The following is a 14,073-nucleotide window of genomic DNA, read 5'->3' on the forward strand; positions in this document are numbered from 1 at the left end:
CGTCGGCCTAGAATGACGCTTTGAATCTTGCTGGTGCTCTACCAGGATTTGCTTATGGCTTCCCTCTCATCCGCGCCGTCCGACACCCTTGAGTTCTTGCCCCTGGAGGGCGAGACGCGGCAGTTGTTCATCCTGCTGCATGGCGTGGGCGCGACGCCGGCGTCCATGCGGCCTTTGGCCGAGGCCTTGCGCGCGGCTTTTCCGCAGGCGGCCATCCTGGCGCCGGCGGGCTTCGAAGCCTATGACGGTGGGCCGGCGGGGCGCCAGTGGTTTTCCGTGCGGGGAGTCGACGAGGCAAACCGGGCAGAGCGCGTGCTGCAGGCTCTGCCGCCCCTGGTGGATTACATCCGTGCCAGCCAGGCGCGTTTTCATCTATTGCAGAGCGACACGGCCTTGGCCGGCTTCTCGCAGGGCGCGATCATGGCGCTGGAAGCCGTGGGTGCCCACGACGGCCTGGCGGGCAGGGTGCTGGCCTTCAGCGGGCGCTATGCGCGCCTGCCGCAGTGGGCGCCGCAATACACCACCATCCATCTATTGCACGGCGCCAACGACAACGTGATCCAGGCGACACATACCGAACAGGCGCAGGCGCGCCTGAACGAATTGCATGGCGATGCCACCATCGACATCGCCACGCGGATCGGCCACGAACTGCATCCGGCCCTGATCCAGCGGGCCATCGTGCGGCTACAGACCTGCGTGCCCCTGCGCAGCTGGGAGGCCGCGCTGGGCTTGAACCAGCATCCGCCCAGCGGGTCGGTCATCCACTAGGCGTCAATCATTTGGCGGGCTTGGCCGCTTCCGGCCTGGCCTGCGCGTCCTGTTGTTTGGCCTGGGCATCCTGTTCCCAGCCGCCGCCCAAGGCCAGGAACAGCTTGATCTGGTCTTCCACGATTTCCGCCTGCGACGCGGCCAGGGCGCTTTCGGTGCCGGCCAGGGTACGTTCCGCGTCGAGCACGGTCAGGTAGTCCGTCTTTCCGTATTGATACAGCTTGCGCGCCTGGTTGGCCGCTTCGCTGCTCTGGTCGCGGGCGGCTTTCAAGGCGTCGTCGCGGTCCAGTTCGCGGGCATAGACCGTCAGCGCGCTTTCGGTTTCGCGCAGGGCATTGAGCACCGTCGCATCGAAGCGGGCATAGGCGGCCTTGGTGCTGGCCTCGGCTTCGGCGATGCGGGCCTGCACGGCGCCGGTGTTGGGAATGGTCCAGGAGATCAGCGGTCCCAGGCTGTAGCCGAAGCTGCCGCGGCTGCCGAATTGATTGAGCAGGTAGCCGGAGTCGGCCGACAGGCCCAAGGTGATCTTGGGATAGAGGTCACCCGTTGTCACGCCGATGCGCGCGGTGGCGCCGGCCATGGCGCGTTCCGCCTCGCGGATATCGGGACGGCGCCGCAGCAGCGCCGCGCCGTCGCCGACCGGGATGGCCTGCTTCAGTTCGGGAGGCGTGGCGCATTGCGCCAATTGCTGAGGAAACTGGTTGGGCGTTTCACCGGTCAGGGTGGCGAGACGGTACAAGGCGACGCGGCGTTTGGCTTCCAGCGGCGGCACGGCGGCACGCAGCTGTTCCAGCTGGCCGCGGGAGCGCGTGACGTCCAGGGCCGTGCCGCGGCCCAGGTTCTGCAATTTCTCGTTGACCTTGACGGACTCGCTTTGCACGTCCACCGAATGTTGCGCCGACGCGATCTGCATGCCGGCCGTACACGCGGTGGCATAGGCCAGGGCGGTTTGCGCCGCGACGTTGGCGCGCATGGCGTCATAGGCGGCCTGGGCTGACGCCTGGTCCGCATCGGCGGCTTCGATGGCGCGGCGGATCTGGCCGACCAGGTCGACGGTGTACGAGACGCTGGCGCCCATGCTGTAGAACCATTCGCTCGGGGGATCGTAGCCCGGGGCAAGCTCTTCGAAGCCGGATGGATGGCCGAAATAGGGCTTGGCGTTGACGCCGACGGAGGGCTGGCGCGCGGCCTCGGCCTGCCGGGTGGCGGCGGCGGCGCGCTCCATATTGGCTTCGGCGACGCGCAGATCGGTGTTGGCGGCCAGGGCCTTGGTGATCAGCGCATCGAGCTGCGGGTCGTCATACAGGCGCCACCACTTGCCGGGCACGGCGGCTTCGGCGAAGGCGGCGTTGTTGGCGCCGCTGAATGGCGCGGCGGCCGCGGGACGGTTCACGGCGGCGTCCGCCGGCACTTTGTAGTCGGGACCCACCGTGGTGCAGCCGGCGATGGCGGCTGCCACGATCAGCACCGATAACTTGGGAAAAGGAAGGGTACGCATGGCGGGACTCATGAATTACGAGCGCGGCGCCGGGGTTTGGGTCGGGGCGGGCGTTGTAGCGGGGGTGGTTGCGGGGGGCGTGGCGGGGGTCGCGGCGGCATCGTTGGCGGGGTTCGAGGCGGACCCCGTGGCCCGTGCGTCTTCCTGGACGATGACGGTCGCGGTCTGACCGGACACCAGGCGCACGCCGGCGGGCACTTCGTCGATGTGCACGCGCACGGGGATGCGCTGGGCCAGGCGCACCCAGTTGAAGTTGGGGTTCACGGACGGCAGCATGTTGGCGCTGGTGACGCGATCACGGTCGGCGATGCCCAGCGCGATGCTTTCGACGTGACCCCGGATGCTGCGGTCTTCGCCCATCAGTTGAACGGTGACGCGGTCGCCTTCCTTGATGCGGGGCAGCTTGGTTTCCTCGAAATAGCCTTCGACGTAGAACGAGTTCGAATTCACCAGGGCCATCACGCCGCGGCCGGCGGCGGCATACGCGCCGACGTGCAGGTCCAGGTTGGTGACGCTGCCATCGGCAGGCGCCACGACGCGGCTGCGTTGCAGATTGAGCTTGGCGATGTCCAGCGCCACCTTGGCTTGTGCCAAGGCTGATTCGGCTTGTTCCACCTTGGTCTGGCTTTGTTCGCGCGCTTCGGCGGAAACCAGCTGTCCCAATTCCCGGTTGCGGCGGGCATCGCGTTGGGCCTGGTCGCGCGCCACGGATTGGGACGCGACGGACGCCTGGGCCTGATCGTAGGCCAGTTGATAACGGGCGCGGTCGATGTCGAACAGCACGTCGCCTTTCTTGACGGTCTGGTTGTCCTGCACCGGCACGGCCGTGACCAGGCCGGAGACGTCCGGCGCGATCTGCACGACGTCGGCGCGCACGCGGCCGTCGCGGGTCCAGGGTTCGACTTCGTAGTGTTCCCACAGCTGCCAGCCGGCATAGGCCGCCGCGACGACGATCACGGTCGTCACGGCATAGCGGGCCAGGGCGGCGGGGCGTAATGCGGAAGGGAGCTTCATGATGCTATCTCGAGAAAATATGCGGGGAAATCAGGACGACGCCGTACAGCAGCACGACATACAGGGCGAGATCGAACAGGGCCGGGTGCCAGACGATGCGGTACATGCCGAGGCGGGCAAGCACGCGGCGCACGATCCAGGACACGCCTAGCGTGAGAAACGCCAGGACCAGCAGCCAGGGCATGTAGATGCCGTAAATATTGAATTCGCCAATCATGTTGCGGACGGGACATTAGGGGTTGCGGAGGGCGTGGCCGCCAGGACCGGCTGATAGGCGGGGGCCTGCGGAAACAGGGAACGGCGCAGGCCCACCAGAGCGACGATGGCGCGATGGCGCGGCACGCCGGGCGTGGTGCCGTTGACGCGTTCCAGGGCGCGGTCGATACGGTTCAGGACGCTTACGCGGCCGTTTTCAGTGGCGTCCCTGGCGCCGCCTTTGTATTCGGGTTCGCGCCATTCGGTCGTGCCGGCCGCGCGGGCGCGGAAGCAGGCGGCCAGGCCGTCCAGTACCGGGCGGATGGCGGCATCGGCGACGGGCAGTTCACGGCGGGCGCGTTGCAGTTCGGCGATTTCGTTGCCGATGCGCAGGTCCAGCAGCGTGTCTTCTTCGACGGGCTCGCTGTCCTTGTCGCGCTCGGCCAGGCGCGTGTGCAGCAGGCCGATACGGTCCAGCATGCGCACGGTGAAACCGGCGCGCGCGGGCGGGCCGTCGGCGCCGGCCATGCTGGCCAGTTCTTTCCAGTTGGCTTCCTGGATGCGGCGGGCGCTGTACTCGGCGCTGACCTTGCGGAACAGCGCGGCGATGATGGCGGCCGCGGCCACGCCGACGTTCTGCGCGATGGTGCTGTCGATGAAGGACACCAGGTCGGCCGTGTTGGTGTCGTGCAGGGCCAGGGTGCCGGTCCAGCCGAACAGCATGGCCATGGCCTTGCCGAAGGTGGTGGGCCGCGCCATGAAGATGCCGAGGATGAAGGCGGTCGGGAAGATCGCCAGCGCCACCATTTCGAAGGAATGCAGGGCGGGCAGGATGACGAGCAGGTAGAGGGCGGACAGCGGAATGGACAACGTGATGTACGTCAGGAATTCCATGATGCCCGGCACCGGATTGTCCTGCGTGGCGAAGAAGCAGCTGAAGATCACGGCGAACAGGGCGGCGTTGGCGCCGTAGGTCCAGGCGGTGCCGATCCAGAAGGCGCAGCACACGGCCAGGGCGAAGGCCGCCGCCAGCGCGGACAGCAGGGCGATGCCGTGATCGTGGTGCAGGGCGCGATTCGACGTGACGGGCATGCGCGGCATGGGCGGCGGCGCGCCGTTCAGGCCGGCCTGGATGTCGCGGCGCAGGGCCAGGCCTTCTTCGAAATGGTCGACCATTTCACGCAGGCGGGTACATGCGCTGACCAGCAGCATGGTGTCCCAGCCGGACGTGGCGTCCACGGTGGGCATGATGTCGGCGATGCGCCGGCGCAGGGCGGCCGCGGTGGCGCGGTTGGCGTCGTCGCCGCTGTTGCGGCCGGCCTCGGTCCAGGTGGCGATGTCGTCTAGCAGGGGTTCCAGCCCCTCAGGCAGGGGGGCGCCGCTGGCGCGCAAGGTGCGCAGGCGGTCCTCCAGCGACGAGACGATGGGTGTCAGGCCGGCCATGCGGTCCTGCATGGCGGAGATGGAGCGCGCGGTCCAGCGGATGTTGCCGGTGTCGTAGGGGACGTGGGTGGACAGCAGGCGCAGCTGCGTGATGTCGTTGGCGATGGCGCGGCGCTCGCGGGCCGTGCGGGCCTTGGTGTCGCCGCGCAGGACGGCTTGCACCCACAGGCGGGCGTCGCGCACGGCCGCATCCAGGCGGCCCATGACCACCGGGGCGATGCCGCGCGGCAGGATCAGGCTGTGGACTAGGGTGGCGCAGATGATGCCCAGGCTGATTTCTTCCACGCGGGCCAGGGCGGTGTCGAAGACGGTCGCGGCGTTGGTCACGCTGGGCAGGGCGATCATGCCGGCGGTGTAGCCGGCGAGCATGAACATATAGGACCGCGGGGTGCGGTCCAGCACGGCGATGTACAGGCAGATGCCTATCCACAATGCCAGCGCGCCCACCATCAGAACTGGATAGGCGGACAGGCGGGGCACGACGAACACCATGGCCGTGGAGCCGATGAAGGTGCCGCCCAGGCGGAAGATGGCCTTCGAGCGGACGGCGCCGGCCCAGTTTTGCGAAACGATGTAGGCCGTGGTCACGGACCAGAAGGGCCGCGGCAGGTCGATCATCAGCGACAGGTAAAGCGCGGCCATGGCCGCGACATAGGCCTTGACCGAAAAGAGCAACTCGTCGCCGGTAGGCGCTTTCATGACCGCGGCTCCCCATCCGTAGATTTGGGATCGAGGGGGTCGGAAGCAAGCTTTGCGCCCACGCTGGTGCTGCCCGGCAGGACGACCGGCGGCACGGGTTCGTAGGCGGTGCCGGGTTCGGCGTGATGGTGGGCCAGGGAGGACTTCAGGCCTTCGAAGACTCGCAGGCAGGCGTCCAGATCTTGCGGCGCAATATTCGCGAACAGGCGGCGGCGCAGGTGGACCAGCATGGTTTCGACGCGCTCGCGCAGGTCGTTGCCGGCCTGGGTGAGGTGCAGGGTCTTGGCACGGCGGTCCAGGGGGTCTTCACGGCGTTCGATCAGGCCGGCGGCGACCAGCTGGTCCAGCACGCGGACCAGGGAGGGGCCTTCGACACCCATGGCTTCGGCGAGCACGCCCTGGCGGACGCCGTCACCTAGGCGACCGGCGGTGATCACGGGCCACGCGGTGGCCTGCGACAGGCCGTAATCGGCCAACGCCTTGTCGGCGGCGGCGCGGTAGGCGCGATGGATCACCATCAAATGGGCCGTGAGGGCCATGAGGCGGGTGTCGGCTGGAGTATTCATAAAGCTTATTATAAGTTAACTATTAGGAGCCTATCAATTAATTTGTTATCGAATTCTGAGCGTTTGCTGAATTTGGGGGACAGGGGGCGGTCCCCATGGGCCGCTTGACGCGCGGCCGCGCATTTCGGCGGGGCGGCGCGCGCGCGCCCCGCGCTCTGTGCCAGCCGCCGGCCGCCTTGCCCCGCCCCGGCTCGGCCCGGCCCGGGCAGGACCCCAGTCGCCCGGTCCGCGCGGCGGGGCCCGCTTTGGAGCCCGCGCCCGGTGCGGCCATCGGGGCGCTAGCCCAAAAAAGGGGGCATATGGGGGCTTCCCCCATAACTCTCCCCCCATGTCCGAATCAACTAACCCTTATGCAAAAAATCATTGGCTTCATATTCCGCGATGCAGCAAAATCACGGGCTGCCGGTTTTGCCGGCCCGTATCCCATCTTTTGAAAATTGCTTTGGAAATCATGGACACGCCCGTAGCACTGCCGCCGAATGCCTTTCACCTTGCCTTGAACGTGTTGGATCTGGACGAAGCCCGTCGCTTTTACGGCGATGCGCTGGGATGCAGGGAAGGCCGCAGCACGGATACCTGGGTCGACTTCGATTTCTTCGGCCATCAACTGTCGCTGCACCTGGGCGAACCGCTGAAGACCGCGCGCACCGGCAAGGTGGGCGACAAGCTGGTCCCCATGCCTCACTTCGGCCTGGCCCTGATGCTGCCCCAGTGGCAAGCCCTGGCCGAGCGCCTCAAGGCCAGCGGCCAGATCGACTTCGTGCTGGCCCCGCAAGTGCGCTTCGAAGGCGAGCCGGGTGAACAATGGACCATGTTCTTCATGGACCCGTTCGGCAACCCCATCGAAGTGAAGGGCTTCCGCACGCTGGAAGCGCTGTACGCCATCTAAAGAAAAAATCCGCGCATCTTCACGATGCGCGGATTCTCACAGAAGCCAAGGCCGCGACTCAGCGGCCTTTGAAGCGCGGCTTGCGCTTCTCGGCGAATGCCGCTTTCCCCTCCCGATAGTCCTCGCTGTCATAGCAAGCGGCGATCAGGGCATGGGCAGCGTCCATGTCCCGCTCGGCGGGCGCCTTCTCCAATTCCAGGAACACGCGTTTCAGCGCCTTGATGGTCAAGGGCGCGTTCTCGGCAATCGATTCGGCATAGGCCCGCACGCGTGCCTCCAGCCCGGCCGCCGGCACCACTTCCTGCACCAGGCCGGCGGCCAGCGCCTCCGCCGCGTCGTAGCGGCGTCCCGTGAAATACAGATCGCGCGCCCGGCTGCTGCCGATCAGCCGGTTCAGCCGTATCTGCCCCTGGTAGCCATACCCCAAGCCCAGCTTGACGGCCGGAATCGCGAAGACCGAATCGTCGGAGCAGATGCGAATGTCGCAGCTGGCCGCGTAGTCCATGCCGCCACCCATGCAATAGCCCTTGATCATGGCGATGGTGGGCTTGGCGCTGTTGTAGACCGCGTCATAGGACCCCTGGCTGATTTCCTGGTACTCGCGATTCGCCTGCGGATTGGCCCGCACGGCGTCGAAGTTGGAAATATTGGAGCCCGCGATGAAGGACCGGTCACCCGCGCCCTTGACCACGATCACCCGGATGTCGGGATCCGCGTCGAAGTCGGCGATGATGGGCGGCACCGCCGCCGACATCTCCAATGAAACGGCGTTGTGTTTCTCCGGGTGGTTGAAAATCACCCAGCCGATGGCGCCGGTTTTCTCGGCCAGTATGTGTCGAGAAGTCGTCATATGACACCCTGTTCCCGCAAGCGGGCAATGTCTTCGTCGCTGTGGCCCAGCTCCCGCAGCAAGGCATCGGTATCGTCGCCGCGATCCGGCGCCGCGCTGCGCATCTGGCTGGGCGTGCGGCTAAGGCTGAAAGGCTGTCCCACCATTTCGACTTCGCCCAGGCGGCGATGGGACACCGGCGTGGCGATGCCCAGGTGTTTGACCTGCGGATCGGCGAACACCTCGTTCATCTTGTTGATGGGACCGGCCGCCACCTGGCCTTCTTCCATGCACACCATCCACTCGGCCGTGGTGCGCTGACGGGTCAGCGCGCTCAGTTCGACGTTCAGGCTTTCGCGATGGTCGGACCGGCCCTGTTCCGTGCTGTATTCCTCGCGCTCCATCAGCTCGGGCACGCCCATGGCATTGACCAGCCGGCGGAACATGGCCTGCTCGCCCGCCGCGATGTTGATGTAGCCGTCGGCGGTGGGATAGACCCCCGTAGGAATGGACGTCGGGTGGTTGTTGCCGGGCTGGCCGGGGATCTCCTTGAGAAACAGCCAGCGTGCCGCCTGGAAATCGCACATGGCGATCATGGCCTGCAGCAGCGATACCTGCACCCATTGCCCCTGGCCGGACACCTCGCGCTCCAGCAGCGCCGTCATGACCGCCATGGCGCAGTAAATGCCCGCGCCGGTGTCCGCCACTGCGATGCCCGTGCGCATGGGGCCGTGCGCTGGATCCCCGGTGATGGACATCAGGCCGCCCATGCCCTGCACGATATGGTCGAAGCCCGGTCGTTTCGCGTAGGGACCGTCCTGGCCGAAGCCGGAGATGCTGGCGTAGACGATGCGCGGGTTGACGGCCTTCAAGGTCTCGTAGTCGATGCCCAGGCGGAACTTGACGTCCGGCCGGAAATTCTCGGCGACGACGTCGGCTTCCTTGACCAGTTCCAGGAAGATCGCGCGGCCCTCGGGGTCCTTCAGGTTGATCGTCAGGGACCGCTTGTTGCGATGCAGGTTCTGGAAGTCGGGCCCGTCACGCAGGCCGCCCCAGCCGTCGCTGACCTCCATGTATTCCGGGCTCTCGATCTTGATGACGTCGGCGCCCCAGTCGGCGAACTGGCGGATGCAGGTCGGGCCGGCGCGTACGCGGGTCAGGTCCAGAATGCGGAAGCGCTTGAGCGGTCCTTCGCGCTGTTCCTGGCCGGTCACAGTTTGGGATTCAGTTTGCGCATGCACTTTGTTTCTCGCTTTCTTCGATGACGGAAGAGGGGGCTTGCCAACGCGATGACGTGGCGTCCAGGTTCACGATCAGGCTGCCGCTGTCATCCACTTCTACGGTGGCGTGCTGCGGCACGATCAGCGTGGACGAGGCTTCCTGCACGATGGCCGGGCCGTGGAAGGTCTGGCCCGCGCGCAGGGCGCCGCGCTCATACACGGGCACGTCGGCGTAGCCCTTGCTCTCGGGCAGGTACATGCGGCGCGTGCCACGGGTGGCGCCGGCAGCCGATACCGCCCCCGTATCCACGTTCAGATCGCCTTCGCCGCCCCCGGCCGACACGGCCGCGCGCAGGTTGATGATCTCGATGTCGCCGCGCGGAGGCACCTGGCCGAAGGTCCTGGCATACGTGGCCAGGAATGCTTCGCGGATGGCGGCGTAGGTGGCGGCGGTATAGGGACCCGGGGGCAGGTCGGTGATGACTTCGAAGCCCTGGCCGACGAAGCGCAGGTCGGCCGCGCGCTGGCTGTGCGCGCTGGCGCCCTGGCCGGGCAGGGTGGCGTCGATGACGGCGCGGGCGTCGTTCTCGATGCGCGCGAACTCGGTTTCCAGCGCGGCCCAATCCACCGTTTCCAGCTTCCAGCCGACGCTGACCATGCGGTCGATACGCGCCGGCGCCATCAAAAGGCCCAGCGCGGATGCCACACCCGCGCCCGGCGGGCAGATGGCGCGCGTCATACCCAGGCGCCGCGCCACCTCGCAGCCGTGCAGGGGGCCACCGCCGCCCGTGAGCAAGAGGGCGAACTTGCCCGCATGGTGGCCACGTTCGGCGACGTGTACGCGCGCGGCCGCGGCCATGTTCTCATTGACGATGGAATAGATGCCCCAGGCGAAATCCGGCACCGACAGGTCCGACTGCTGGGCCAGCGGCCGCATCGCGTCCTCGGCCTTGCTGACGTCGATGGCCATGGTGCCACCCGCGAAAGCCGCCGGGTCCAGGAAACCCAGCACCAGGTTGGCGTCGGTGACGGTGGCCTGCGTGCCGCCGCGGCCGTAGCACGCGGGGCCGGGCAGGGAGCTGGCGCTCTCGGGGCCAACCTTGAGCAGGCCCAGGGCGTCCAGGTGGGCGATGCTGCCGCCGCCGGCGCCGATCTCGATCAGCTCGATGGTGGAAATGGAGATGGGCAGGCCACTGCCTTCGGTCAGGCGCTTTTCGCGGCTGGCTTCGAAGTGATGCGCGATAAGCGGCTTGCCTTCGTCGATGATGGCCAGCTTGGCCGTGGTGCCGCCCATGTCGAAGGCCAGCACATCCTCGATGTGCGAGCGCTTGCCGAAGAAGGCGCCGGCCAGCGCGCCGGCGGCGGGGCCCGACTCCAGCAGCTGGATGGGTACGCGTTTGGCTTCGTCGACGTGGGTCAGGCCGCCGTTGGACAGCATCATGAACAGGGGGGCTTTGATGCCCAGCTGCTCGATCTCCGCGCTCATGCGGTCCAGGTAACCGTCGGCCAGGGGCTTCACATAAGCATTGGCAACCGTGGTCGAGGTGCGCTCGAATTCGCGGATCTGCGGCGAGACGTCGGACGAAATCGAGATGAACAGACCCGGATGCGCGGCGGCGATGGCCGCGCGCGCCTGGCGTTCATGGACGGGATTGGCGTAGGCGTGCAGAAAGACGATGGCGATGGACGTGACGCCCTGTGCGGCCAGGCGACCCGCCTGTTCGACTACCTGGTCGACGTCCAGCGGCTTTTGCACCACGCCATCCGGGCCGATGCGTTCGGCCGCTTCCAGGCGCAGCCGGCGCGGCACGATGGGGCGGGGCAGCTCGATGTGCAGGTCGAACAGCTCGTATTTGTGCTCGCGCGCCATCTCCAGCGTGTCGCGGAAGCCCGCGGTGGTGATCAGGCCGGTCAGCGCGCCCTTGCGTTCGATCAGGGCGTTGGTGAACAGGGTGGTCGCGTGAATGACGCGGTCCACGTTCGCGTAGGGCAGGTCCTCGCGTTCGAACAGCGTGCGCACGCCGCGGATCACGCCTTCATAGGGCGCCTTGGGGGTGGTCAGTTCCTTGTGCGACGTCGAGGTGCCGCTGACGGTGTCGTAGACGACGATGTCGGTGAAGGTGCCGCCGATGTCGATGCCCAGTGAGTATTTGCCTGCTTGCATGATTTACCTCGATTACGAATGGGCGACAGCGCTGGTGTAGCCGTCTTGGGCGTCGCGCTGCGCGGCGGCGGGATCGCGTTGGGCGGCCGGGCCGAAGCCGCCGCCTCCGGGGGTCAGCAATTCCACGACTTCGCCAGGATTCAGGACGTGCTGGACTTTGGGATTGACCACCGTGCCATTCAGGATGACGGCGCCTGGTGCACCGGGCTCGCCACCCGCCAAACCTTGAGCGGCGGCTTCGTCGCGGGTGCGTTCAGCCATGAAGCTGACGACGATGGGGGTCTTGTTGCGATTCTCGAAGGCGATGGCTTGTCCCGTGCCGCCGCGATGCAGGCCGGCGCCACCGGCGTCGGTGCGCAGTTGGCGGTGGCGGACGTGCAGGGGCGACATCTTTTCGATCATCTCCACGGGCGTGGACGAGATGTTGCTGGGCCAGGACAGCACGTTGGCGCCGTCCTGCTTGTGGGAGCCGCCGTAACCGCCGTTCATGAAGAACAGATTGGTGAAGGGCGTGCCGGACTCGCGGGTGCCGGACAGGTTGACGCACCACAAGGGCGAACCCACCGCGGCGATGGCGCGGTCGGGCAGGGCGTCGGCCAGCGCGCCGATGACCATCATGGGCACGAAGTGGCCGATCAGGGCGCGCGCGCCGCCCGCCGCGGGCGGCCGGGAATTGAGGATGCAGCCTTCGGGCGCCTTGACGTGGATGGGGGCCATCACGCCTTCGTTATTGGGTACGTTGGGCAGCAACACCGCGCGCAGCCCGTAGCAGGTGTAGGCGATGGTGTAGGCCAGGCAGACGTTGATGGAACGCGGGACCTGGGCGTCAGTGCCGTCATAGTCCACGGTGATCTCGCCGTCTTTGATGGTCAGCGTCAGTTCCAGCTTGATCGGATGGTCGAGGCCATCGCTGATGGCGGTGCGTTTGTATACGCCTTCAGGCAAGGCGCGGATGGCCTCGCGCATGGCTTTTTCGGAGCGGGCGTGAATTTCGCCAGCCAGCGTGTCGATCTCGTCCAGGCCACGCTCTTCCATCAGCGCCAGCATGCGGGATTCGATCATGCGCAGGGCGGTGAACTGCGCGAACAGATCGCCCATGACCTGGTCGGGCTCGCGCACGTTCTTGCGGATGATGCGTTCGAAGGTGGGGTCCACTTCGCCCTTGCGCATCACCTTCATGATGGGGATCTGCAGGCCTTCCTCATACACTTCGCGCGCGTCCGCCGAGCGGATGCGGCCACCGATGTCCGGCGCGTGGGCCACCGAGCCCGCCCATGCCACGACCTTGCCGCCCTTGAAGATCGGCTTGGCGACCGAGATGTCCGGCAGGTGCCCGGTGCCTTGCCAGATGTCGTTGGTGATCAGGACATCGCCCGGTTCCAGCTGGTCCAGCGGATATTCCTCCAGGAAGTGCCGGATGGTGCGCGGCATGGTGTTCATGAAGGACGGGATGCTGTTGGTCGCCTGTGCGACCGAACGGCCATCGGCGGTGGTCAGCACGCAGGCGAAGTCGTTGGACTCGCGCACGATGGTCGAGAAGGACGTGCGCACCATGGCGGCGGCCGCTTCATCGACGATGGAGATCATGCGAGTCCACAGCAGTTCCAGCGTGATCGCGTCTAAGGTTTGATTCATCTCGGTTCCCTTGTTCGCGCCGCATTTGCATCGATGCGGCGTAATTGATGACACAGAACGATTCTGGCGGTTTAGACTATGTCTTCATAATGTTTATTTCGCCGTAGGGCATGCCAAACGAACATACATGGTCCACAGAGGCCACCGTTGGCACGCGGCGCCAAGGGGAACTCCATGAACACCAGCATTGCCTCCGATATGCGAGGCGCCCAGACACTGAAAATCCACGAAGTGGAGGCCTTCCGGGCCGTGATGATTCGCGGCACGGCCACCGATGCCGCCGTGCTCATGCACACGTCGCAGCCGGTGATCAGCAAGTTGATCGCACGCTTCCAGCGCCATATCGGCATCAAGCTGTTCGAGTTGCACAAGAGCCGGCTGGTGCCCACGCCCGAGGCGCGCATCCTGTTCAACACCATCGAGCGGACCTACGTGGGCATGGAGCACATCGCCCAGACCATCGCGGAATTGCGCGGTGGCCACAGCGGCAAGCTGATCGTGGGCAGCCAGCCTTCCTTCGGCATGGGGCCGCTGGCCAGCATCGCCACCGCGTTTCTGAAGGAGCGGCCCGGCATCCAGATCCAGATCGAAACGGTGACGTCCGGCTTGATCCGGCATAGCGTCATCTCCGGCAAGGCGGATATGGGCATCGCGGAGCGGTCCATCGATGTATCGGGGGTCAACGCCGAACCCCTGATCCAGGTGAACACGGTGTGTGTCATGAACAAGGACCACGCCTTGGCGAGCAAGCGGGCCATCAAGGCCAGGGACCTGCACGGCGTGGCGATGATCCTGCCGTCGCGCGACAGTGCGTCGCATGCGTCGGTGTCCGGTATGTTCGCGCAGGAGCAGGTGGAGCCGGAAGTCGTGGTGGAGACCGGCTACGGCATGAATATGTGCGTGCTGGCCTTGCAGGGCGCCGGCGTGGCGCTGGTCAGCCCGTTCGCGGCGCTGCCGCTGCGGCGCGCCGGGCTCGTCGTCAAGCGCTTCGAGCCGAATCTGCCGATCGAGCTGATGCTGATGACGGCAGCCGATGCGCCGCCATCGCGCATCGCCGCGATGTTCATCGAACGCCTGCATGATGCGATGGCGCCTTTGAGGGAAACGTGGGGGTGAAAGCCCGTGGCCAGGCCGCGCCCGGAGGGGCGCG

Annotated in this window: 11 protein-coding genes and 1 pseudogene; 3 read left to right on the forward strand and 9 right to left on the reverse strand. The window is 66.5% G+C overall.

From position 1 onward, the window contains the following. The first annotated feature begins 54 nt into the window (after window positions 1-54). Window positions 55-771 (forward strand): esterase, encoded by a 717-nt coding sequence (ypfH, locus tag ASB57_RS05515; RefSeq protein WP_057651248.1) that lies wholly within the window; start codon window positions 55-57, stop codon window positions 769-771. Window positions 772-778: 7 nt separating this feature from the next. Here ypfH and ASB57_RS05520 read toward each other — a convergent pair whose 3' ends face one another. The 5 genes and pseudogenes from ASB57_RS05520 to ASB57_RS05540 form a co-directional block, all read right to left on the reverse strand. Continuing rightward, on the reverse strand, window positions 779-2,269 hold the full coding sequence (locus ASB57_RS05520; protein WP_057651249.1) for an efflux transporter outer membrane subunit: 1,491 nt from the start codon (window positions 2,267-2,269) through the stop codon (window positions 779-781). 15 nt (window positions 2,270-2,284) lie between these two features. Beyond that, a complete protein-coding gene (locus tag ASB57_RS05525) occupies window positions 2,285-3,283 on the reverse strand; it encodes an efflux RND transporter periplasmic adaptor subunit (RefSeq protein WP_082621391.1) in 999 nt (332 codons plus the stop codon). A gap of 4 nt (window positions 3,284-3,287) precedes the next feature. Beyond that, entirely contained in the window at window positions 3,288-3,500 is a 213-nt protein-coding gene (locus tag ASB57_RS05530) for a DUF1656 domain-containing protein (RefSeq protein ID WP_057651251.1), read from the reverse strand. After that, a complete protein-coding gene (locus ASB57_RS05535) occupies window positions 3,497-5,620 on the reverse strand; it encodes an FUSC family protein (protein WP_057651253.1) in 2,124 nt (707 codons plus the stop codon). The genes ASB57_RS05530 and ASB57_RS05535 overlap by 4 nt, the downstream gene beginning before the upstream one ends. A gap of 95 nt (window positions 5,621-5,715) precedes the next feature. Beyond that, window positions 5,716-6,186, reverse strand: a pseudogene (locus ASB57_RS05540) (MarR family winged helix-turn-helix transcriptional regulator); the annotation flags it as partial. A 451-nt stretch (window positions 6,187-6,637) separates the two neighbouring features. On the opposite strand from ASB57_RS05540, the gene ASB57_RS05545 reads away from it, so the two are divergent. Beyond that, on the forward strand, window positions 6,638-7,075 hold the full coding sequence (locus ASB57_RS05545) for a VOC family protein (RefSeq protein WP_057655934.1): 438 nt from the start codon (window positions 6,638-6,640) through the stop codon (window positions 7,073-7,075). Between the two features lie 58 nt (window positions 7,076-7,133). On the opposite strand, the gene ASB57_RS05550 is transcribed toward ASB57_RS05545, so the two are convergent. The 4 genes from ASB57_RS05550 to ASB57_RS05565 are packed head-to-tail and all read right to left on the reverse strand — an operon-like array spanning window position 7,134 to window position 12,923. Continuing rightward, the gene (locus ASB57_RS05550; protein WP_057651255.1) at window positions 7,134-7,925 is read right to left on the reverse strand and encodes an enoyl-CoA hydratase; all 792 of its coding nucleotides are present in this window, start codon (window positions 7,923-7,925) and stop codon (window positions 7,134-7,136) included. Continuing rightward, window positions 7,922-9,118, reverse strand: a complete 1,197-nt coding sequence (locus tag ASB57_RS05555) for a CaiB/BaiF CoA-transferase family protein (RefSeq protein WP_057651256.1) — start codon at window positions 9,116-9,118, stop codon at window positions 7,922-7,924. Before ASB57_RS05555 ends, ASB57_RS05550 begins: the two co-directional genes overlap by 4 nt. Before the next feature lie 10 nt (window positions 9,119-9,128). After that, window positions 9,129-11,288 (reverse strand): hydantoinase/oxoprolinase family protein, encoded by a 2,160-nt coding sequence (locus ASB57_RS05560; RefSeq protein WP_082621393.1) that lies wholly within the window; start codon window positions 11,286-11,288, stop codon window positions 9,129-9,131. Between the two features lie 12 nt (window positions 11,289-11,300). Then, window positions 11,301-12,923 (reverse strand): hydantoinase B/oxoprolinase family protein, encoded by a 1,623-nt coding sequence (locus tag ASB57_RS05565; protein ID WP_057651258.1) that lies wholly within the window; start codon window positions 12,921-12,923, stop codon window positions 11,301-11,303. A gap of 174 nt (window positions 12,924-13,097) precedes the next feature. Here ASB57_RS05565 and ASB57_RS05570 point away from each other — a divergent pair, with 174 nt between their 5' ends. After that, window positions 13,098-14,039 (forward strand): LysR substrate-binding domain-containing protein, encoded by a 942-nt coding sequence (locus tag ASB57_RS05570; protein ID WP_057651260.1) that lies wholly within the window; start codon window positions 13,098-13,100, stop codon window positions 14,037-14,039. Window positions 14,040-14,073 lie beyond the last annotated feature (34 nt).

It is taken from the genome of Bordetella sp. N, from assembly GCF_001433395.1.
GTDB lineage: Bacteria > Pseudomonadota > Gammaproteobacteria > Burkholderiales > Burkholderiaceae_B > Bordetella_C.

Excerpts from the sequence above, each read along its gene's own strand:
- ypfH (WP_057651248.1), top strand. The coding sequence starts at position 55 with ATGGCTTCCCTCTCATCCGCGCCGTCCGACACCCTTGAGTTCTTGCCC.
- ASB57_RS05520 (WP_057651249.1), bottom strand. The coding sequence starts at position 2,269 with ATGCGTACCCTTCCTTTTCCCAAGTTATCGGTGCTGATCGTGGCAGCC.
- ASB57_RS05525 (WP_082621391.1), bottom strand. The coding sequence starts at position 3,283 with ATGAAGCTCCCTTCCGCATTACGCCCCGCCGCCCTGGCCCGCTATGCC.
- ASB57_RS05530 (WP_057651251.1), bottom strand. The coding sequence starts at position 3,500 with ATGATTGGCGAATTCAATATTTACGGCATCTACATGCCCTGGCTGCTG.
- ASB57_RS05535 (WP_057651253.1), bottom strand. The coding sequence starts at position 5,620 with ATGAAAGCGCCTACCGGCGACGAGTTGCTCTTTTCGGTCAAGGCCTAT.
- ASB57_RS05545 (WP_057655934.1), top strand. The coding sequence starts at position 6,638 with ATGGACACGCCCGTAGCACTGCCGCCGAATGCCTTTCACCTTGCCTTG.
- ASB57_RS05550 (WP_057651255.1), bottom strand. The coding sequence starts at position 7,925 with ATGACGACTTCTCGACACATACTGGCCGAGAAAACCGGCGCCATCGGC.
- ASB57_RS05560 (WP_082621393.1), bottom strand. The coding sequence starts at position 11,288 with ATGCAAGCAGGCAAATACTCACTGGGCATCGACATCGGCGGCACCTTC.
- ASB57_RS05565 (WP_057651258.1), bottom strand. The coding sequence starts at position 12,923 with ATGAATCAAACCTTAGACGCGATCACGCTGGAACTGCTGTGGACTCGC.
- ASB57_RS05570 (WP_057651260.1), top strand. The coding sequence starts at position 13,098 with ATGAACACCAGCATTGCCTCCGATATGCGAGGCGCCCAGACACTGAAA.